This is a genomic window from Deltaproteobacteria bacterium (assembly GCA_016234845.1).
Classification (GTDB): Bacteria; Desulfobacterota; Deferrimicrobia; order Deferrimicrobiales; family Deferrimicrobiaceae; genus JACRNP01.
In genome coordinates this window covers 1-19,929 of the sequence record JACRNP010000125.1, presented here as the reverse complement: position 1 = coordinate 19,929, position 19,929 = coordinate 1, and the positions used below count along the sequence as shown (strand labels likewise).

General features: G+C 66.9%; 18 protein-coding genes and 1 tRNA gene. 12 read left to right on the top strand and 7 right to left on the bottom strand.

Annotated elements, in window-relative coordinates; translation table 11 throughout:
* Nucleotides 1-2: 2 nt before the first annotated feature.
* The 5 genes from HZB86_09095 to HZB86_09075 form a co-directional block, all read right to left on the bottom strand.
* On the bottom strand, nt 3-1,514 hold the full coding sequence (locus HZB86_09095) for a tripartite tricarboxylate transporter permease (protein MBI5905687.1): 1,512 nt from the start codon (nt 1,512-1,514) through the stop codon (nt 3-5).
* 9 nt (nt 1,515-1,523) lie between these two features.
* Complete coding sequence (locus tag HZB86_09090) at nt 1,524-1,988, bottom strand: tripartite tricarboxylate transporter TctB family protein (protein ID MBI5905686.1); 465 nt, start codon at nt 1,986-1,988, stop codon at nt 1,524-1,526.
* Nucleotides 1,989-2,960: a tripartite tricarboxylate transporter substrate binding protein gene (locus HZB86_09085; protein ID MBI5905685.1), complete on the bottom strand. Its 972-nt coding sequence runs from the start codon at nt 2,958-2,960 to the stop codon at nt 1,989-1,991.
* Nucleotides 2,961-3,020: 60 nt separating this feature from the next.
* Nucleotides 3,021-3,446, bottom strand: coding sequence for a hypothetical protein (locus HZB86_09080; protein MBI5905684.1), 426 nt, complete (start codon nt 3,444-3,446; stop codon nt 3,021-3,023).
* A 344-nt stretch (nt 3,447-3,790) separates the two neighbouring features.
* Nucleotides 3,791-4,894, bottom strand: coding sequence for a hypothetical protein (locus HZB86_09075; protein ID MBI5905683.1), 1,104 nt, complete (start codon nt 4,892-4,894; stop codon nt 3,791-3,793).
* A 193-nt stretch (nt 4,895-5,087) separates the two neighbouring features.
* Between HZB86_09075 and HZB86_09070 the strand changes: the two genes are divergently transcribed.
* The 5 genes from HZB86_09070 to HZB86_09050 all read left to right on the top strand — a co-directional run bounded on the left by HZB86_09070 (nt 5,088) and on the right by HZB86_09050 (nt 11,285).
* Nucleotides 5,088-7,007: a hypothetical protein gene (locus HZB86_09070; protein ID MBI5905682.1), complete on the top strand. Its 1,920-nt coding sequence runs from the start codon at nt 5,088-5,090 to the stop codon at nt 7,005-7,007.
* 11 nt (nt 7,008-7,018) lie between these two features.
* The gene (locus HZB86_09065) at nt 7,019-8,113 is read left to right on the top strand and encodes a hypothetical protein (GenBank protein MBI5905681.1); all 1,095 of its coding nucleotides are present in this window, start codon (nt 7,019-7,021) and stop codon (nt 8,111-8,113) included.
* Between the two features lie 213 nt (nt 8,114-8,326).
* A complete protein-coding gene (locus HZB86_09060) occupies nt 8,327-9,139 on the top strand; it encodes a hypothetical protein (GenBank protein ID MBI5905680.1) in 813 nt (270 codons plus the stop codon).
* Nucleotides 9,140-9,256: 117 nt separating this feature from the next.
* Entirely contained in the window at nt 9,257-10,735 is a 1,479-nt protein-coding gene (locus HZB86_09055) for a DUF4139 domain-containing protein (protein MBI5905679.1), read from the top strand.
* A gap of 76 nt (nt 10,736-10,811) precedes the next feature.
* Nucleotides 10,812-11,285, top strand: coding sequence for a heme-binding protein (locus HZB86_09050; GenBank protein MBI5905678.1), 474 nt, complete (start codon nt 10,812-10,814; stop codon nt 11,283-11,285).
* Nucleotides 11,286-11,462: 177 nt separating this feature from the next.
* On the opposite strand, the gene HZB86_09045 is transcribed toward HZB86_09050, so the two are convergent.
* The gene (locus tag HZB86_09045; protein MBI5905677.1) at nt 11,463-12,506 is read right to left on the bottom strand and encodes an aldo/keto reductase; all 1,044 of its coding nucleotides are present in this window, start codon (nt 12,504-12,506) and stop codon (nt 11,463-11,465) included.
* A 152-nt stretch (nt 12,507-12,658) separates the two neighbouring features.
* Between HZB86_09045 and HZB86_09040 the strand changes: the two genes are divergently transcribed.
* The 6 genes from HZB86_09040 (at nt 12,659) to HZB86_09015 (ending at nt 17,327) form a co-directional block, all read left to right on the top strand.
* Nucleotides 12,659-12,847 (top strand): hypothetical protein, encoded by a 189-nt coding sequence (locus HZB86_09040; protein MBI5905676.1) that lies wholly within the window; start codon nt 12,659-12,661, stop codon nt 12,845-12,847.
* 155 nt (nt 12,848-13,002) lie between these two features.
* Nucleotides 13,003-15,432, top strand: coding sequence for a PAS domain S-box protein (locus HZB86_09035; GenBank protein ID MBI5905675.1), 2,430 nt, complete (start codon nt 13,003-13,005; stop codon nt 15,430-15,432).
* Between the two features lie 63 nt (nt 15,433-15,495).
* A complete protein-coding gene (gene rph / locus HZB86_09030) occupies nt 15,496-16,227 on the top strand; it encodes a ribonuclease PH (protein ID MBI5905674.1) in 732 nt (243 codons plus the stop codon).
* Nucleotides 16,224-16,841, top strand: a complete 618-nt coding sequence (locus HZB86_09025) for a non-canonical purine NTP pyrophosphatase (GenBank protein MBI5905673.1) — start codon at nt 16,224-16,226, stop codon at nt 16,839-16,841. Before rph ends, HZB86_09025 begins: the two co-directional genes overlap by 4 nt.
* A gap of 92 nt (nt 16,842-16,933) precedes the next feature.
* Nucleotides 16,934-17,176, top strand: a complete 243-nt coding sequence (locus tag HZB86_09020; protein ID MBI5905672.1) for a hypothetical protein — start codon at nt 16,934-16,936, stop codon at nt 17,174-17,176.
* 74 nt (nt 17,177-17,250) lie between these two features.
* A tRNA-Pro gene (locus HZB86_09015) sits at nt 17,251-17,327 on the top strand.
* Between the two features lie 23 nt (nt 17,328-17,350).
* Here the strand turns inward: HZB86_09015 and HZB86_09010 are convergent.
* Nucleotides 17,351-18,562, bottom strand: coding sequence for a response regulator (locus HZB86_09010; GenBank protein MBI5905671.1), 1,212 nt, complete (start codon nt 18,560-18,562; stop codon nt 17,351-17,353).
* Between the two features lie 878 nt (nt 18,563-19,440).
* Between HZB86_09010 and HZB86_09005 the strand changes: the two genes are divergently transcribed.
* The coding region (locus tag HZB86_09005; GenBank protein MBI5905670.1) for an ABC transporter substrate-binding protein at nt 19,441-19,929 on the top strand (489 nt) is incomplete at its 3' end.

The window sequence follows — 19,929 nt, the reverse complement described above, 5'->3', positions numbered from 1 at the left end:
GGCTACTCGTCCGCGTCGTCGATGGCGATCTCGGGGGCGTGGGAACGGAGCTGGAGCCAGATCCCCCTTCCGATGGACAGGAAGGCGAGGGCCATGAAGAAGCCCGCGATGGGGCGGTTGAGGAAGATGAGCCAGGAGCCCTGGGAGATCAGCAGCGACTGCTGGAGGGACGTCTCCAGCATCTGCGCGAGGACGCTGGCGAGCACCAGCGGCGCGATGGGGAAGCGCAGCTTCCGCATCAGGTAGCCGATCCCCCCGAACAGGAGCGCGACCCATACGTCGAACAGCATGAACCGGATGCTGTACGCCCCGATCACGGAGCAGAGGATGATGAGGGGGCCGAGCACCGGGAACGGGATGAGTGCGATCCGCGCCCAGAACCCGACGAGCGGAAGGTTCAGGATCAGGAGGATCACGTTCCCGATGTACATGCTGGCGATGACCGCCCAGACGAACTTCGGGTTCGTCTGGAAGAGCATCGGCCCCGGCTGAAGACCGTACATCATCAAGCCGCCCAGCAGAACCGCGAGCGCGGGGCCGGTCGGCAGCCCGAAGGCGAAGAGCGGGACGAAGCCGCCGCTCGACGTGGCGTTGTTCGCCCCTTCCGGCGCGGCGACCCCCTCGATCGCCCCCTTCCCGAACCGTTCCGGGGTTTTCGAGACCCTCTTCTCGACGTCGTACGCGATGAAGGTCGTCACGGCGGGAGCGCACCCGGGCAGGAGCCCCAGGAAAAATCCGATCCCGGACGACCGGACCATCGCCCCCGCGCATCGGCGGATCTCCGCCCACGTCGGCATCCACCCGTGGATCTTCGTCCCGTAGATGTGGGCCGCCGCCCGTTCGGCGTTGATCATCACCTCGCTCACCGCGAACAGCCCGATGATGACGCTGATGAAGCTGACCCCGGCCATGAGGTCGACCACCCCGAACGTCAGGCGGGAGGCGCCCGTCAGGGGGTTCTGGCCGATGAGGGACGCCAGCAGGCCGATGGACGTCGCGATCATCCCTTTCAGGAGGGCGCGCCCCGAAAGGCTGATGACGAGGCTCAAGCCCATGAACATCAGGGCGAAATATTCCGGCGGGCCGAAGGCGAGCGCGACGTTGGCGAGCAGGGGGGCGAAGAAGGTGAGCCCCACCAGCCCGAGGGTTCCCGCCACGAACGAGGAGATGGCGGAAATCCCCAGGGCGGCGCCCGCGCGCCCCTGCTTGGCCATCTCGTACCCGTCGATGGCCGTCGGGACGGAAGACGCCTCGCCGGGTATGTTCACGACGATCGCGGTCGTGGAGCCGCCGTACATCGCGCCGTAATAGATCGCCGCCATCATGATGATCCCCGACGTCGGGGGGATCATCGTCGTCATGGGGAGGAGGATGGCGATGCCCGCGGAGGGGCCGATCCCCGGAAGGACGCCGATCAGCGTGCCGACGAGGCAGCCGACCAGCGCCCAGAGGAGGTTCGACCAGCTGAGCGCGTCGGCGAAGCCGGCCAGCAGCAGGTCCCACGAGAAGAGCACGGATTCCCCCTACCGCGCCAGAGGGCCCAGGGGGAACGTCAGGCCGAGGAGCTTGATGAACAGGAAATACACGACCAGGGCGGAGACCGCGCCGGTGAGCAGCGCCGCGGCGACCCGTTTCCGGTCCATGTACCCGATCGCGACGGCGACGTACAGGGCTGTCGCGATCGGCATCCCGAGCGGGTCCATGAGCGCGGCGAAGAGGGCGAGGAGCAGAAGGTGCACGCCGATCCGGACCCACCCGGCCGAATCCGGCCAATCGACCCGCGGGTCCTCGCCGCGGTACCGGTACGACTTCACGGCGAGGGCCAACCCTCCGGCGAGCGTCAGGAAGCCGACGACGTAGGGGAGCGTGCGGGGCGGCAGCCGCTCCTCCACGTCGCCCCGGATCTGCGATGCCGCCAGGATCACCACCGCCCCGAGAAGGGCGATCACCCCTCCCGCGACGATGTCGCCCTTCCTCTGGCTGCGCAACTACTTCTTGAGCCCCTTCGCAAGCTCGGTGTACAGGGCCGTCATCTTCTTCATGTACGCCTTCACTTCCTCGTGGCCCATGGCCAGCGGGACGAAGCCGCCCTTGCGCTGCTCCTCCTGGAATTCCGGCCGCTTCGCGATGTCCAGGAACGCCGATTCCAGCTTCTTGATCACGGCGGGCGGCGTGTTGGGCGGGACGGCGATGCCGCGGTCGACCCCCTCCACCATGTCGAACCCCTGCTCCTTCAGCGTGGGGGAGTCGGGGAACCCGGGGAACCGCTTCTCGGTGGCGAACCCGAGAACGCGGACCTTGTCCTTGTACCGGGTCAGGTCATCCGAGGCTCCGAAGACGGCCACCACGTGGCCTCCGAGGAAATTCGTCATCTGCGGCGCCGCCCCGGTGAAGGGGACGTAGGTGAGCTTGGCGCCGATCAGCTTCTCGAATCGAAGCGTCGCCATGTGGTAGCCGGAGAAGGAGCCGGAGCCGCCGACCGTCACGGCGCCGGGGTTCTTCTTCGCGTGGTCGATCAGCTCCTGGATGGTCTTGTACGGGCTGGTGGCGAGCACCGCCAGCGCCAGCGGCGTCTTGTGGAAGATGAAGACGGGGACGATCTGCTCCGTCTTGTAGCCGACGTCCTGCTGCAGCGGCTGGAGGATCACGTGGGGGATGTTGAACCCCGCGATCGTGTACCCGTCGGGCTTGGCCCGGGTGAGCTCCCTCCAGCCGAGCGCGCCGCCCCCGCCGATCTTGTAATCGATGATGACCTTCTGGCCGAGGTACTTCTCCAGCAGAGGCTGCTGCCGGCGCGCCTCGCGGTCGGACTGCCCTCCCGGGTCGAAGCAGACCAGGTAGTTGATCTGCCGGGCGGGGTACGCCTTCTCCTCGCTCCCGGCGGCGCGGACTCCCGCCCCGAAGCAAAGCGCGACCAGGCACAGTAATGCGGTTCCCATGAAGACGTGCGTCCGTTTCATCGTCATCCCCCCAGTGGTTTTCCGGTCCGGATCCATGCGATGCACGCGCACCGTACGATGTTACTTCGACGCCGGGATCTCGGGTATCAGTTTCAGCCTGGAGCGGTATTCCTTCAACGCCTTGTCGAGGCGGTCCGACGCCTCGAACATCTTCTGCCGGGTCTTCGGGAAATCCCGCGTCGGGCTGTTCTGGTTGTGGCTGAAGCAGTACTGGAACAGCTTGACCGAGCACTGGTTCAGGGTGTCGGTCCCCGCGCATCCCGCCGTCTTCTGGTCCTCGGTCGTGTAGGTTTTCTTCGAACATTTCGTCGCGTGCTCCTGGTAATACCACAGATCCTGCTGAACCGCGTGGAGGCGCGATGCCGTTTCCTTCAGCGCGGCCTCGAGCTCCGCGGCGGCGGGCTTGGTGTCCGTGTTGAGGAGCGCCTGGGTGATCCCGCCCAGGACCGCGGGGTTGAGCAGGATCGTCGCCGGTTTCCCCGTCACTGCGGGAGATACGGCAAGCGGAGCGCCCGCCGGCGCCGGTCCCGCCCCCTTCGGCGATTGCCCGGTAGGCGGTGGAACCTTCCGGACTCCCTCCGTTCCCGATGCGGCGCCCGAGGAGCCGCCCGATTTTCCCGAGCCCTGGGGTATCTGTCCCCCCGGCGGCGGTACGCTTACGGCACCCGCAGGGGGGGCGGCGGTCGAGAGCACCGGGAGAAGAAGCATCCCGAGGCACAATGCCGGAGAAATCCAGGCCGCGATCCCCGTTCCCGTCCGGATACCGGTTCCGCATGCTCTTCCCATCGCACCCTCCCGTTTCGTCCTGCGTTCCATCCCGATCTCCGTTCCTATCTTCCCCGGGACTTCGGTTTGCAATGGTCCGCCGGAAACGACGCGGTCACCGTGAACGGGGGGGATGGGTGGCCGAAGACCGGCTTCCCTCCTTCGACCTGCGGGGTGAAGACCACCTGCAGCGAATGCATGCCCGCAAGCGATGAGTACGGCTGCAAGGTGATGACGGGGAGGTCGACCGTCCGCTGCTCGCCCGGGCCCATCGACGGCAGGGAGACCCCGCCGCTGCCCAGGTTCGCCCCGCCGAACTCCTTCACGTATACGCCGCCCTTGTTCGCGGGCAACGGTCCGCCGGTGTTCCGGATGGTCAGCCTCACCGTCATCGCCGGCTTCGGCGATTGGCAATTCGGCTCGACGGTCGCCTGGTGACCCACGACGGCGAGGTTCGGTTTCGCGATCGCGGCCACGGGGCCCTGCGAAGCCTTCATACCGTTCGGAGCGCCCATGGAATCTACCGCTTTCAGCGGTTCCTTCTTCGGTTGCGGCTTCGGAGGCGGGGGGGGAGGGGGAGCGCTTGAAGACTTCTTTCCCGACAGTGCCTGCGCTTCCACCAGGGAGATCTTCTTCGCCAGCAGGAACTGCTTCGGAGATATCAACACGTTGAAGATCGGTCCGCTTGTCCCTTCGTACTGGACATTCATGTCGTGGCACACCGCGGCCGCTCCCGGGGGATCCTTGAGAAACGGATCCTGGTTGCAGATCCCCGTGGCGACCCGCTTGCCGGTGAAACTCCCCGACGGCCCCTTGACGGCGCCGTACCCGGTGACGTTCACGGCCTCCTGCGCCTTGCCGGAATTCCTGTCCCATTTCCCCTTGCCGACGACGTCCATGTCGATTCCGTAGTTCGTGGATGTCGATTGGAATCCGCTGAGCGAGAAGGAACTCTTGCTCTCCGTATAGCTCCACGAGCAAACCGCGCTGAACGTGTACCCGTGGGACATGCCGATGACGCCCGAGGCGTCCTTCAACTGGACCTGGCTGCACGAACCCGCGTCCGCGCGGGATGTCGGGATCAGCGCCAGCGCAAGGAACAGCAGGAGCGGAAAACCGACGGGCCGCGAAAACACGGTCCGGCGATCCGGATTCACCTTCCCCTTCATGACGGGCCTCCTTCCGGCGGTAACGGTCGCATCGCCACGGGACGAGAGCTGGTTTGCGCGGTAATTAAAACACTGTATTATTACGGCGGGACGGTTTCAAGCCGTAACCGGCGGAATCGCACGATCGCTCGTCGCAAGGGGAGGGCGTGCAATGAGGGGGCGTTTCACTCGGATTTTCTGGCTCGCGGCGTTATTGACGACGTCCATGGCCGGTTTCGCCCGGGGTCAGGACTCGGGAGGCGCGGGAGAACCGTCGGGGGCGTGGGCGTCGATGCTCGCTCCCGCGGAGAACGGAGTCGCGATCGGACGGAAACCGGTCATCAAGGGACTCTTCCACCGCCCGGTCGACCCGGCGAGCGTCGCCATCTTCGTGGACGGGATCGATTACACCGCCCTGTCGGTCCGCACCCCGGCCGGGTTCGAGGTGACCCCGCCGCTGCCGCTGCCTCCCGGCGCGCACCAGGTGTCGGTGTCCGCACGGGACGGCTCCGGGGCCCCGCTCATGTTCCAGTCCTCCTTCCGGTCGAAGCATTACGAATCGATCGACGAGGCCGTGAGCCGCAACGACCTCACCGGCACGTACGAGGTCGCGCTGCACAAACCGACATCCCAGGACAACGTCGTCAGCAACGCGCGCGAGGAGGCGAACCTCGTCAGCTCCTCCCTCGTCCGCAGCGGCCCGTGGAAGGCGTCCCTCGACGGGACGGCGCGCTACAAGGACCAGAGCCTTCCGATCCCCCACCCCGAGAGGGAGGGCGCGGACATCGTCAACTACACCTTCCGCGCGGGGTACGACCGGCAGCCCGTGAAGGTGGAGGCGGCGGTCGGGGACGTGCTGGTGAACGAGACGCCCTACACGCTCTCGTCCCTCGCCCGGCGGGGGGCGACGCTCGAGGCGGACGCCGGGATGTTTTCGCTGCGCGGTTTCTCCGTGCGCAGCGACGCGGTGTACGGGACCCGGGGCGGTCTCTCGCTCTCCGGCGGCCTGGACCGGCACATCCGCGGCGGTTCGGGAGCGGTGCGGCTCTTCGGGAATAAAATGGAGCTCCGGGGCGTCTATGTGGACGGAGGGGAGATCCCCGGGGGGTTCAACGTGTCGACGACGAGCGGCGGGGAAAGGGGCGGCGACGTCGTCGGCATCCTGTGGACGTCGAACTTCTTCGCCGGCAGATTCCAGACCGACGTCGAGGCCGACTTCTCCCGGTTCCGGCAGGGCGCGCAGGACAACGTCCTCTCGAACAACGACCACGCCTTCCGCGTCCGCGGGTTCGGCGCCTCGTCGATCTACACCTACGAGGCGCTGTTCGAATACGTCGGACGGGACTACGAAGTGGTCGGGAATCCCGGGCTGGCGAGGAACCGCGAAGGCGGGAGGCTGTCGGGCGGCGCGAATTTCGGGAAGCAGACGCTCTCCGCCTCCGTCTCCCGGTACAACGACAACGTCCGGGGGGACGAGGCGTTTCCGGTCAACGTCCTTTGGCACGGGGACCTGACGTACGGGTTGACCCGGTGGCAGGCGCTGCCGATGTCGGTCACCCTTGCGTGGGACGGCCAGCGAAGCGAGGACGCCCCGGCGTCGGACAACAACGCGCTGAACCGGGACACCGGCACGGTCACCGCGCAGGTATCGTACGTCACCGGTTTCGTGAACACGTCGCTGTCCGGTTCGTACTCGAAGACCGACGACAAAAGCATCCTCAATTCCGATTCCGACACCTGGAACGTCCGGCTGGCGCCGATGTTCCTGTTCGGGGCGTCGTCCGTCACTCCTTCGGCAGCGTACAGCGAGGCGACGGCCGCGGATGTCCGTACCGACACCGTCACTCTCGGACTGGACGGCCGCACCCAGATGTATCGGAACAAGATCACCGGGGAGATCGGGAGCAGCTACTTCACGGCAAAAAGGACGGACAACGCGCAGGACAGCGGGACGTTCACCGGGAATTTCCGGATCGGGTACGCCTTCGACCCGCTGTTCCGGGAGCTCTTCCGGCCGTCGGTGGCGTTCCGCGGGACGTACAACCACGTGAAGGACCGCATCGCGCCGGCTTCGGACCGGGACGAATGGACGCTGTTCCTGACCGTCGCCGCGCAGATTCCGGTCGTGTTCTGAAGGAGGATCCCATGAAAGCCATCGCAAGAGCGTCGTACGTGGCGGCGGCCGCCCTGGCGGCGCTGGTCATCGGGTTCCTCCCGGCCGGGACCGCGTCGGCCGCCCTCACCGTTTCGCCGCCGCAGCTGGCCGCTCCCGAGAACCAGACGACGACGGTGACGATCGCCTACCGGTTTTCCGGGCTTGTCCTGGCGGCGGTGCCTTACAGCGGGCCGATGACCTCCACTCTCGGGGAGTTCCGCCTCGGAAGAGGGGTCGTCATCCCCGTGTCGACGACGGTCACCGCGGCCGTCCAGGGCGGTTCCGGGGCCGTCACCGAGACGCTGACCATCCCCTCGTCGGTGCTCGACGCGGCGCGCCGGCAGGGAGCGGTCTCGTTCACGTTCGACAGGACCTTCACCGACCTCGCCCCCCCGAACCAGAGAATCACGGAAGCGTCCTCCGTTCGCGTGTCCGTCACCTCCGAGGCGGCCGCCTCGTTCTCCATCAAGCGGGTCGAACTCTACTTCGACAACCGGCGGGGAGAGACCACCGTCCCGCGGAACCGCCGGGGTTTGAAGGCGCATGCCGACATCCGGTTCGTCGGGTCCGGGCTGCTTTCCGGCTACTGGGAAGTCGACGGCCGCAGGATCCTCGACGTGAACCGGTCCCTCTCGTTCGGGACCGGGGTCACCCTCTCGACGCCGGATGCGCCGGACCTTCCCACCTTCGACACGGGAACCCACGTGGTCCGGTTCGTGATCGTGAATCCCCCCTTCCCGGTCGGCCTGCCGCAGGCGCTCTACTTCGTCACGCCGTCGGAGGAGGCGGTCCGGATGGTGAAGATCGGGATCCCTCCCGCTCCTCCCGCCGAGGCGGGGAAGGGGACCCGCTCGTTCGCGTGGGACCGGCCGCGGGGGATCGACCTTTTCCTCGTCGAGTTCAGCGAGACGCCGGACGGGAAGCCTCTCTTTTCCGCGTTCGCGAAGGAGAACCGGTACGCGATCCCGTCGGAGGGGATGGATGGAGTGTTCACCCCGGGGAGGAAATATTTCTGGAGGGTGAAGGGGTACGACGGGCACGAGAACCAGGTAGGGGCGAGCGCCCCGGCGGAGTTCGTCTTCTGACGTCCGGCGGACCGTCGCCGCAAACGAACGGCCCCCGCATCGCCTCACGGCGACGCGGGGGTTCCTTTTCCACGGAATCCGCCGGGCGGTTCGCCGGCGTCCGCTCCGCGTCGGGTCATCCACGGATATCGATCCTTGAATCGGGGACCGCGTTCGGCGAGGATGGAACCGTTGGTCCGCCGGCGTTCCAGGCATACCACAGGGAGGTGGGATATGAGGAACTTCCGAAGCAAATCCGGGATCGCGGTGCTGTCCGGTTACATGGTCTTGTTCCTGGCGTTCGCGGTGTTCGCCGCGGAGCCGGTGAAGCCCGTCGTCCCGAAGGGGTCGCCGGCGGCGGGGCCGCCTCCCGCCCCGAGGGTGCCCGCTGCCGGCGCGCCGGTCACGCCGGGGGTGCCGATCCCCCAAGGACCGAGGATCGTGTCGTTCGCCGGCCCGGAGCGGTTCGTGCCGGGGGAGACGTTCCGGCTCTCCTGGCAGGTGGAGCCGGGAGTGGCCGGGTCCCCCGTTTCCATGGTCGGCATCTACCAGGGGGAAACCGTCGTCGCCTCGCCTCTTCCGCCCACCGGGAGCCACGATTTCCGCCCGGTTTCGTACCCGGTCGGCGCGTCCTCCCTCGACTACACATTGAAGGCCAGGGACGCCTCCGGCAAGGTCTCCTCGCGGATCGCAAGCGTGGGGATCCTCTCGGCCCAGCACGCTTTGCGCCAGCTCGAGATCGGTCTCCAGGCCGAGCCCCGCGAGTTCCGGGCGGGGATGCCGATCGAGCTCAGGGTCACCATGGGCTCCACGCACTGGCCGATGAGCGGGATGGAAATCCGCGTGAAACACGGGGAGAGGACCGTCGGCCGGCTGACGGGATATGCGATCCGGGGCCCCGTGAACGTCGCGGGCCTTCGCGACGACGGTTTCCCCGGGACGTCCGGAGAGTACATCGTCGAGATCGAGTACATGAGGCAGGTCCGCGAAAGGCGGTTCGCGACGTACGGGGTCCCGTACTATTCCCTGACCCCGATCTCCCGATAGCGTCGAACGTGCGGCCTGCGATTTCCCCCGCGGGATGGAACCGGGTCGCCGCGGCGCGGGTCCATCCCCCGTAAGAAGCGGAGTCGAAAAACTCCGGGAACCGGGGAGGAGGGCGGAATGGTGCGGAAACGGGTCGCGGCGGCGAGCGCGGTGGCGGCGGTGCTCCTCCTTGGGCTGGCGGCGGCCCGCGGGACATGGGCGGCCGGGAAAGGATCCTCCGAAGGAAAGTTCGGGAAGGTGACCTCCACCGAAGCCGACCGGTCCTCCGCGGAGATCACCGTGTACAACGTGGGCCTGGGGCTGGTGAAGGACCGCCGCCGCGTGTCCCTCGGCGAGGGGGAGAGCACCCTCCTCTTCATGGACGTGGCGTCCCAGGTGATCCCGTCTAGCGTCTCCGTCCGCTCGGTGACGGACGGCGACGCGGTATCGGTGCTCGAGCAGAACTACGAGTACGACCTCCTCTCCGCGTCGAAGCTGCTGGAGAAGTACGTCGGGAGGACGGTGCGGATCCGGTACCGCAGCCCCTACACCGACCGCGAGGACGAAAAGGAGGCGAAGGTCCTCGCGTACAACGAGGGCCAGCCGGTCCTGATGATCGACAACGAGGTCACCTTCGGCGTCCCCGGGAACTACATCTTCCCGGAGGTTCCCCGGGACCTGATCGCGCGCCCCACCCTTTCGTGGCTTCTCGGCGCGAAAACCCGCGGCGGGCGAGAGCTGGAGGCGCTCTACCTGACCAACGGGATGACGTGGCGCGCGGACTACGTGCTGGTGCTGGGCGCGAGCGAGGAACGCGCCGGCCTGTCGGGGTGGGTGACGCTCGACAACCGGAGCGGGGCGACGTTCCGCGATGCGCGCCTCAAGCTGGTGGCCGGGGACGTGAACCGCGTCCGGGACGACCTGGGGCGCCGGGGGTACCCGGCGGCGGCGAAGGCGGTGATGGCGATGGAGGCGGCCCCGCAGTTCCGGGAGTCGGAACTCTTCGAGTACCACCTCTACGCCCTGTCGCGTCCCACCGACGTGAAGAACAACCAGTCCAAGCAGGTGGGGCTCCTTTCCGCGGATGACGTTCCCGTGAAGAAGGAGTACGTGTTCCACGGCGCGGACCATTACTATCGCGCCCGGCACACCGGCGACATCGTCCGGAACCAGAAAGTTCCGGTGTTCCTCCTGTTCCGGAACGACAAGGCGTCAAGACTCGGGATGCCGCTCCCGAAGGGGGTCGTACGGGTGTACAAGCGCGACCGAGACGACTCCCTGCAGTTCGTCGGGGAGAATTCGATCGACCACACCCCGAAGGACGAGAAGGTGCGGCTGATGCTGGGAGACGCGTTCGACGTGGTGGGGGACCGGAAGCAGATGGATTGGAGGGTGATATCCGGGAACACGTACGAGGCGACGTACGAGATCTCCCTCCGGAACCACAAGAAGGAGGGGATCACGGTCCGCGTGGTGGAGCCGATCCCCGGCGACTGGAAGATCCTGGAGACCACCCACCCCTACGACAAGGAGGATTCCCGCACCGCCGTGTTCCCGGTCCCGGTCGCCCCCGACAAGGAGGAGAAAGTGACGTACCGGGTGCGGATCCGTTTCTGACGGACAGGCAACGAAAGCCCCCGTTCCGCCATCCTTAACCTGCGGGTCGCCAGATCACGAAAAGGGGGACGGGTGGATGAAACGAACGGCGGTTATCCTGTGTTCCGCGCTGCTTGCCGCGCTGTTGTCCGGTACGGGGCGGGGAGAGCCGGTGCCGAAACCGGGCATTTCCCTGGAGGACGCCCGGAAGGCCGCGGCCGCGGCCGTCGCCGAGGCGAAAAAGAACAACTGGAAGATGGCGGTCGCCGTCGTCGACGACGGCGGACACCTGGTGTATTTCGAGCGCATCGACGACACCCAGTTCGGAAGCGTCGACATCGCGATCGGAAAGGCCCGCACCGCGGCCGCTTTCAAACGTCCCACCAAGGCGCTCGAAGACGCCCTCAACGCGGGTCAGCCCGCGATCATGACTTTCCCCGGCATCCTTCCGCGGGAGGGCGGCCTGCCGCTGCTCTCGGGCGGTAAAGTGATCGGCGCCATCGGAGTGAGCGGCGGGAAGTCGTCGGAGGACGCCCAGGTCGCCAGGGCGGGGACGGACGCCGTGAAATGACGGCGGAATCGGCGGGGAGGATGCGGGAGGCGGTCGTCGGCGGGTTCCTGGTCCTGCTGCTGGCCGTGGGGGTCCTGTTCTTCTGAATCACCGAGGAGGCGTGGCCCGGCGGTCCGCCGGACAAGGGGGGGATCCGGATGGAATCGGTCCGTATCCCCCCGTCGAATCCGTTCGCGGCTACGGGCGGTGAAGGTCGATGAGGGGGTACGTCTTCCCGAAGATGTACGGGCGTGCCCGGACCAGGAAGTCGTGCGGGAACCCCATGTCGACCCGGCTTGCGTCGTCGAGCTTCGCCAACTGATCCGGCCCGAGCGCGAGGTCCAGGCACCCGAGGTTGTCCGCGAGCTGGCCGACCGTCTTCGCCCCCAAGATCGGCACGATCACCCCGTACGACTGCTGCCGCACCCATGCCAGCGCGACCTGCGACGCCGTGCGCCCGGTCTCCTTTCCCACGTCCTGCGCGGCCCGGGCGATCCTCACGCTGCGGTCCGTGACGTTCGCCTCCGCCCACTGCTCGTCCTTGGCGTACCGCGCCCCCGCGGGACGATCCTTCGTGGTCTTGTACTTTCCGGAGAGGACGCCGCCGCCGAGCACCCCCCACGGCGTCACCGCGATGTCCATCGCCTTCGCCATCGGCAGCAGGTCGCGTTCCGGGGTCCGGTCGGCGAGACTGTACTGGATCTGGAGGGCGGCGAAGGGCGACCACCCTTTCAGCGCCGCCAACGTGTTCGCCCTCGAAACGATCCACGCCGGCGCGTCCGAGATCCCCACGTAGAGGACCTTCCCCGCCCGGACGACGTCGTCGAGCGCGCGCATCGTCTCCTCGACCGGCGTCATCCCGTCCCACGCGTGTACCCAGTACAGGTCGATGTACTCCGTGTCGAGCCGCCGGAGGCTCGCCTCCAGAGACTGGACGAGGTTCTTCCGGTGGTTCCCCCCGCCGTTGGGGTCGTTCGGGCTCATGTTCAGGGTGTACTTCGTGGCAAGAACGAACCGCTCCCGCCGCCCTTTCAGGAAATCCCCGACGAACTTCTCGCTGGTCCCGTTCGTGTACAGGTTCGCGGTGTCGACGAAATTCCCTCCCGCATCCGCGAACGCCTCGAATACCTTGCGGCTTTCCTCCTTCGAGGAGCCCCACCCCCACTCCTCCCCGAATGTCATCGTCCCCAGGCACAGCTCCGAAATCCGCAATCCCGTGTTGCCCAGCAGTTTGTATCGCATCCGCATCGCCTCCCCGGGCCGATGATCGTGGTTCCGAACTCCCATTGGATGATACCCCGCCCCGGGTCGACTCGGCGACCGGGAGGTATAATAAATATGCAAGGGGGGAAGCGAAGTCGGGCGGATCATGGCCCCGGGGGGGAGGTGGGAGTATGGATATCTCGCTGACCGGTCCGGAGAAGTTCGTCCTGGGCGAAACCCTGGAGAAGGCCATCAACGAGCTGTTGATGGAGATCGCCCGCACGGACAACCGGAAGCTGCGCGAGGAGTTGAAGGAGCGCGAAGAGGTCCTCAAGGCGATCGCCGCGAAGGTCCACTCGATCTCGAAGAGCGCGGCGTAAGCCACATCCTCCCCGGCGGCAGAAGTCGATCCGGGGGAGGGAGGGGACATCGGATCCGCCGGGGCCGCGAGCCGGCTCCAGGGGGAGGTCGTGCAAGCCGTTCCCCGGATGTTCCATTCCACAATCCATTGAAGTTCCGCGGGATTTCTTCCGAAATGCCATTCGATGACGTGCGCCAGGGAGGCGGATTGAAGTCTCCGGAGAAGTACGGCCCAGCAAACCCGACGGATGCCACGGCCCGGCCGGATGCGGCGTCCCGCGTCCTGCCAAGGCGTCTCGATGGACAGGAGCTGCAGCGACTCCTCCTTTCCCTGTTGGACAACATCCCCGGGATGGTGTACCGGGGGCACCCGGACTGGACCCTGTCCTTCGTCGGTGCGGAGGTGGAGCGGATCACCGGGTATCCGCAGGAGGAGGCGTCCGCCGCCGGTTTCATGTGGCGTCGACTCATCCACCCGGACGACTTCGAGGGGGTGCGCGAGTCGATCCGGTTCGCGGTCCGGCGGAGGGATCCGGTCCTGCGGATGGAGTACCGGATCATCCGGAAGGACGGCGAGACGCAGTGGATCTCCGACCGCCGGCAGCTGGTCTACAGGGAGGACGGACGACTCGACCACGTGGACGGCCTGGTCCTGGATATCATGGACCAGAAGAAGGTCGAGACCGACCTTCGCGCCGCGCTGGAGCGGGAAGAGCGGGAGCGCGCCCGGTCCGAAGCGATCATCGCGGGGATCGGCGACGGCATCAGCATCCAGACCCCGGACCTGGTGATCACCTACCAGAACGGGGTCTTAAGCAAGATGATCGGGAAACGGGAGGGGAGCCGGTGCCACAGCCTCCACGGTTGCCTGTCCCGCGAAGGGATCGGTTGTCCGGTCGCCGCGACCTTCGCCGACGGGAAGATCCACACCACGGAAACCGAGGCGATCACCGACCGGGGGCTCGTGCAGGCCGAGGTCACCGCCTCCCCGATGAAGGACGCCCGGGGGAACGTCACATCGGTCATCAGCATCGTCCGGGACATCACCGAGCGGAAGCGGGCCGAGGAGGAGCTCCGGCGGCTCGCCACCGCCGTGGAACAGGCGGCGGACGCGGTCATCGTGACGGACCCCGACTGGATCATCCGGTACGCCAATCCCGCGTTCGAGAGGATCATGGGGTACCGGAAGGACGAGGTCATCGGGAAGTCTCCGAGCATGTTCACCGGCGGGGACCGGGACGACCGGTTCTTCCTCGGTATCACGTCGAAGGCGAAGGAGGGAGAGTACTGGAAGGGTCGGCTGACGAACCGCCGGAAGGACGGCACCCTCCTGACGGGAGACACGTCGATCTCACCCGTGCGCGACGCGGAGGGGAGGATCGTCAATTACGTCATCGCGAAGCGCGACATCACCCGCGAGATCGTCCTCGAGAAGCAGGTCCAGACGGCCCAGCGGATGGAGGCGGTCGGAACCCTGGCGGGCGGGATCGCCCACGACTTCAACAACGCCCTCACGGGGATCATCGGGTTCGCCGAGCTCCTCCGGCTGAGGCTCCCGGAGGACGCGAAGGTCCGGGGGGACCTGGACGAGATCCTCCGGTGCGCCGACCGCGCCTCCACCCTCACGAAGCAGCTCCTCGCCTTCGCCCGGCGGCAGGTGATCGAACCCGTGCGGCTGAGCCTCAACTCCGTGGTGGCCGATCTCCTGCGCCTGATCCGGAAGGTTTCCGGCGAGCAGATCGAGGTGCGCACGCAATTGGCGGAGGGGATTCCGTCCATCGTCGCGGACCGGGGGCAGCTGGAGCAGGTGTTGATGAACCTGTGCCTCAACTCGAGGGACGCGATGCCCAAGGGAGGGCGGTTCACCGTGTCGACCGGGGTGATGACCCCGTCGGAGGATTTTTTGCGCCGGAACCCGTTCATGCCGTCGGGGCGGTACGTCTCCCTGGAAGTCACGGACACCGGCTGCGGGATGGACGAGGTCACGCGGGAACGCGCCTTCGATCCGTACTTCACGACGAAGACCCCGGACAAGGGAACCGGGCTCGGCCTGTCGATGGTATACGGCATCGTGAAGCAGAACCGCGGCTTCATCTTCCTGGAAAGCAGCCCCGGCGAGGGGGCCACGTTCCGGATGTTCTTCCCGGGGGTGGAAGCGGCCCCGGAAGAGTCGAGGGAACGTGCGACTCCGGTCGTCCGGGGGGGGGACGAGACGATCCTGCTGGCGGAGGACGAGGAGGCGATCCGCAACCTCGCAGCGCGATACCTCCGCGGACAGGGATACACGGTTCTCCCGGCGGCCGACGGGGAGGCCGCGGTGGAGCTCGCCACGGATCACCCGGAGATCTCCATGGCGATCCTCGACGTGATGATGCCGAGGATGGGCGGCAAGGACGTTCTCGATGCGATCCACCGCATCCACCCCGGGCTTCCGGCCCTTTTCACCAGCGGCTACTCCACCGACCAGATCCACGATTCGTTCGTCCTGTTGCCCGGGATCGAATTCCTCCCGAAGCCGTACAGCCCGGCTTCCCTCGCAGGGCGGATCCGCAGCGTGCTCGACGGCAAATCCCGCGGGACGGATCCCCTGCCCTCCGCACGGTAGCCTCCACCCCCCGTCCTTCCTCTCGCGGTCCCGTTTCCGGATATAATGCGCGCAGGAGGGATCATGAAGGCGAAGCGCGCCGACGGCCGCCGTCCCGGAGAGATACGGCCGATCCACGCGACCCCCGGCGTGCAGAAGCACGCGGAGGGGTCGATCCTGCTCGCCATGGGGGATACGCGCGTGCTGTGCGCCGCCACAGTCGAGGACCGGGTGCCGCCGTTTTTGCGCGGATCGGGGAGAGGATGGGTCACGGCGGAGTATTCCATGCTCCCGCGGGCCACGAACACGCGGGTCGCCCGGGAGGCGCGGACCGGGAAGGTGCAGGGACGGACGCACGAGATCCAGCGGCTCGTGGGCCGGGCGCTGCGGGCGGTCGTCGACTTCGAGGCGCTGGGGGAGCGGACCGTCACGATCGACTGCGACGTGCTGCAGGCGGACGGCGGAACGCGGACCGCGTCGATCAACGGCGCGTGGATCGCCCTCTGGCAGGCGTGCGGGAAGCTGGTCGCGGCGGGGGCGGTCGCACGCAACCCGGTGCTCGACCACGTGGTGGCGGTGAGCGTCGGGATCGTCGGCGGACGGATCCTGGCGGACCTCGACTATTCCGAGGACTCCGCCGCGGAAGTGGACATGAACGTCGTGATGACGGGCGACGGGAGGCTCGTCGAGGTGCAGGGGACCGCGGAGCGGGAGCCGTTCTCGCGGGAGCAGCTCGACGCGATGCTCGCCGCGGCCGCGACGGCCGGAAAGACGATCCTCAAGGCGCAGCGGCGGTGGGCGGAAAGGAGTCGATGAGTCCGATGCGACTGCTGATCGCCACGAAGAATCGCGGGAAAGTGGTCGAGATCCGCGCCCTGATGGGGCTGGCCCTCCAGAAAAACGTGGAGGTGATCACGCTGGTCGACCTTCCCAACGTGGAACAGCCCCGGGAGGACGGGAGGACGTTCCGGGACAACGCGCGCATCAAGGCGCTTCACTACTCGACCGCCTACAAGGTGCTCTGCGTGGCCGACGATTCCGGCCTCTCGGTGGAGGCGCTGGGGGGGCAGCCGGGGGTGCTCTCGGCCCGGTACGCCGGCCCGGGGGCGTCGGACGCGCAGAACAACGCCCACCTTCTCCACGAACTGGCGACGCACCCGCGTCCGTGGAAGGCGGCGTTCGTCTGCTCCGCCGCCGCGGCGTTGCCCGGCCGGATCGTCGCGGAAGCGAGCGGAGCGGCGGAGGGGGAGATCGTCCCGGACGCCAGGGGCCGGGAAGGGTTCGGATACGATCCCCATTTTCTCGTGACATCCCTGGGCAAGACGATGGCGGAGCTGACGATCGACGTGAAGAACCGGATCAGCCACCGGGGAGTGGCGATGCGGGCGCTGATCGGGGAGATGAAGAAGGCGGGGTTGCTGCTGGGATAGCGCGCGTTTTCGGGGGATTCCGGCAACTGAAGAATTCCGGACCTCCTGCCGATACTCCAACCGCGGAAGAAGATTCCGGGAGGTGTACGGCGATGCAGGCGGGCGGATCGTTGAACTGCTGGGAGTACATGAAATGCGGGCGGGAAGCCGGCGGATGGAGGGAGAAGGAGCTGGGTCGTTGCCCCGCCTTCCCGGACAACGGAAAGCATTGCGCCTTCGTCGCAGGCACCCTCTGCGGGGGCAAGGTCCAGGGGATGTTCGCCCAGAAGCTCAAGACCTGCCTGGATTGCGATTTCTACCGGAGCGACCATTACGAGAAGGCACGGATGGACTAACCCCCGGACTCCGTCCCCGGGTCATTGCCCGGGAATGCGGATCGGGGTACACTGCGACCCTTCCCCGCGCGCGTCGGGACGTAGCGCAGCCTGGTAGCGCATCTGCTTTGGGAGCAGAGGGCCGCCGGTTCGAATCCGGCCGTCCCGACCAGCTTTTCCTTTCCCCGTCCGGCGTCAGCCCTTGTCGAGCACGCTCCGGACTTTCCTCGCCAGCGTCGAGGGGGCGTACGGCTTGGCGATGAAGGACACTCCCTCGTCCAGCACCCCGTGGTGCACGATCGCGTTCTCCGTGTAGCCGGACGTGAAGAGCACCTTCATCTCCGGGTGCAGGAGGACCAGCTGGGTCGCCAGCTCGTTCCCGTTCATCCCCGGCATCACGACGTCCGTCAGCAGCAGGTCGATCCGCCCGCCTCCGGCCCGCGCGAGCTCGACCGCCTCGGCGCCGTTGGACGCCTTGAGGACACGGTATCCCTGCCGCTCGAGGATCCGGCCGCACAGGTTCCGCACCACGTCCTCGTCCTCCACCAGGAGGACCGTCTCCGTCCCGACCGGAAGCTCCTGCGGGGCGGCGGGCCTCGCGGGCGCCGATCCGGCCCCATCCGCGCGCGGAAGGTAGATCCGGACGGTGGTCCCCTTGCCCACCTCCGAGTAGACCGAGATCGACCCCCCCGCCTGCTTCACCGCGCCGTGGGCCATCGACAGGCCAAGCCCCGTGCCGCCTCCCTTCTCCTTCGTAGTGAAGAACGGTTCGAAGATCCGGGCCTGCACCTCGTCGGTCATCCCGCACCCGGTGTCGCTGACCGCCAGCAGGACGTAACGCCCCGGGGCGGACTCCGGGTGCGTCGTGCAATACGCGGCGTCCAGTTCGACGTTCGCGGTCTCGATCGTCAGCCGTCCGCCGTCCGGCATCGCGTCCCGGGCGTTCACCGCCAGGTTCACCAGGATCTGCTCGAACTGTCCGGGGTCGACCTTGACCGCCCCGAGCCCTTCGCCGGGGACCGTCGCAAGCCGTATGTTCTCACCGATCAGACGGACCAGCATCTTGTGGAGGTCCACGACCAGGGCGTTGAGGTCCAGCAACTGCGGCTCGATGATCTGCTTCCGCGAGAACGCCAGCAGCTGCTGGGTCAGCCGCGCGGCCCGCTCCGCCGCCCGTTGCACCTCGGCCAGCATCCCCGCGACCGGTTCCGACGGGGGCAGCTTCGATTGCGCCAGCGCCACGTTTCCGATGATCACGGTGAGGAGATTGTTGAAGTCGTGGGCGACGCCGCCCGCCAGGCGGCCGATCGCCTCCATCTTCATCGCCTGCTGAAGCTGGGCCTGGAGCCGGTCCTTCTCCTCCTCGGCCCGCACCTTTTCGGTGACGTCCTGGATCGTCCCGACCATCCGGACCGCCCGGTTCTCCGGATCGGCCTCGACGGTCGAAGGGGGTCACCTTCTCCATCACGTCATACCGGAGGTAATCCAGCATCACCTTCCCGTCATCCGGGTGGAGAAGGCGGGACCACCCTTCGACGTCCCGCCGGAAATCGTCCCCGATCCCGAAGATCTCGTCGAGGATCCGCGAGCTGGTCCACACCCCCGTCGCCGCATCGAGGGCGTAGTACCCGATGCGCGCGATGCTCTGCGCCTCCAGGAGACGCTCCTCGCTTGCGCGCAGCGATCCCTCGATCTGACGGCGCCGGGAAAGGTACGTTTCCATGGCGACGATCAGGAGGGTCATCGCGACCGCCGTGGATCCGCCGGCGATCAGGTGTTCGTCGTCGAAATACGGAATCTCCGGATGGAGAGCCAGGTCGACCATCGCGCCCAGGTTGCCCATGAACAGGACGAGGCAGAAGTAGAGGATCCAGCGATATGCGATTTTCCTGCAGGGCACGGATGGCGAGGGAGGTCGACCGTTGCTCATCGAGGATGTCCCCCTGGCGATGGACGGGCAATTCCACCTTCCGAATTCCCACCTTATCACCACCGTGCCCATGCGGCAAGGAACCGGTCGCACGGACGATCGGAGCAGCGATCGCAACCGGTTGGCGCGGCACTCGTCCGCGAATATTGACAAAATATTAAAACGTATTTATATTGCAGTTCGTCATGCCCTCATCCGTTTTTCGAAACATCCCGATAAGTAAGATGAAACTGCTTGAACAGGGGAGGCTTCCCCGTGTTTTGTTTTCCGATATCCATTGGATACGCAAACTGGATACGCCAGACGGTCAGTGGAGGGGATTTACGGTCGTGAAACCAACGACAGGGGGTGGGAAATGAAGGAAAGGAAGGAAAAGAGGGATGTCCTCGACGGGATGGGAACGGAGGTCAGCCGCCGGGACTTCATCCGGACGACCGCCGCGGGGGCGGCGGGGCTGGCCGTCGGATCGCTTCCGTTCGCGCCGTTCACCTACGGCGCGGAAAAGCCGATCCGGATCGGGATGATCCAGGAGAACACGGTCGGCGCCACCGTGTACGGGCACTGGCTGACCAAGGTGGCCAAGGCGTCCGTGGCGAAGCTCAACGCGGAGGGCGGAATCGCCGGCCGCAAGGTCGAGCTGATCGACTACGACACGAAGGTCAACCCGGCGTGGGCCTCGAGCATGTTCAAGAAGCTGATCCTGGAGGACAAGGTCGACTTCACGATGGGGTCGGTCCACTCCGGCGTGCAGATGGCGGTCTTCCCGCTGGCCGAGCAGTACAAGATGCCGTACATCGGCGGCGGCGCGATGGCGGCGGGGCTCACCGGGAAGGACGCGATCGCG

Bases quoted from the DNA above. Each gene is read 5' to 3' on its own strand.
- HZB86_09085 (MBI5905685.1), bottom strand. From the start codon at position 2,960: ATGAAACGGACGCACGTCTTCATGGGAACCGCATTACTGTGCCTGGTC.
- HZB86_09075 (MBI5905683.1), bottom strand. From the start codon at position 4,894: ATGAAGGGGAAGGTGAATCCGGATCGCCGGACCGTGTTTTCGCGGCCC.
- HZB86_09065 (MBI5905681.1), top strand. From the start codon at position 7,019: ATGAAAGCCATCGCAAGAGCGTCGTACGTGGCGGCGGCCGCCCTGGCG.
- HZB86_09060 (MBI5905680.1), top strand. From the start codon at position 8,327: ATGAGGAACTTCCGAAGCAAATCCGGGATCGCGGTGCTGTCCGGTTAC.
- HZB86_09055 (MBI5905679.1), top strand. From the start codon at position 9,257: ATGGTGCGGAAACGGGTCGCGGCGGCGAGCGCGGTGGCGGCGGTGCTC.
- HZB86_09050 (MBI5905678.1), top strand. From the start codon at position 10,812: ATGAAACGAACGGCGGTTATCCTGTGTTCCGCGCTGCTTGCCGCGCTG.
- HZB86_09045 (MBI5905677.1), bottom strand. From the start codon at position 12,506: ATGCGATACAAACTGCTGGGCAACACGGGATTGCGGATTTCGGAGCTG.
- HZB86_09040 (MBI5905676.1), top strand. From the start codon at position 12,659: ATGGATATCTCGCTGACCGGTCCGGAGAAGTTCGTCCTGGGCGAAACC.
- HZB86_09035 (MBI5905675.1), top strand. From the start codon at position 13,003: ATGCCATTCGATGACGTGCGCCAGGGAGGCGGATTGAAGTCTCCGGAG.
- rph (MBI5905674.1), top strand. From the start codon at position 15,496: ATGAAGGCGAAGCGCGCCGACGGCCGCCGTCCCGGAGAGATACGGCCG.
- HZB86_09025 (MBI5905673.1), top strand. From the start codon at position 16,224: ATGAGTCCGATGCGACTGCTGATCGCCACGAAGAATCGCGGGAAAGTG.
- HZB86_09020 (MBI5905672.1), top strand. From the start codon at position 16,934: ATGCAGGCGGGCGGATCGTTGAACTGCTGGGAGTACATGAAATGCGGG.
- HZB86_09010 (MBI5905671.1), bottom strand. From the start codon at position 18,562: ATGGTCGGGACGATCCAGGACGTCACCGAAAAGGTGCGGGCCGAGGAG.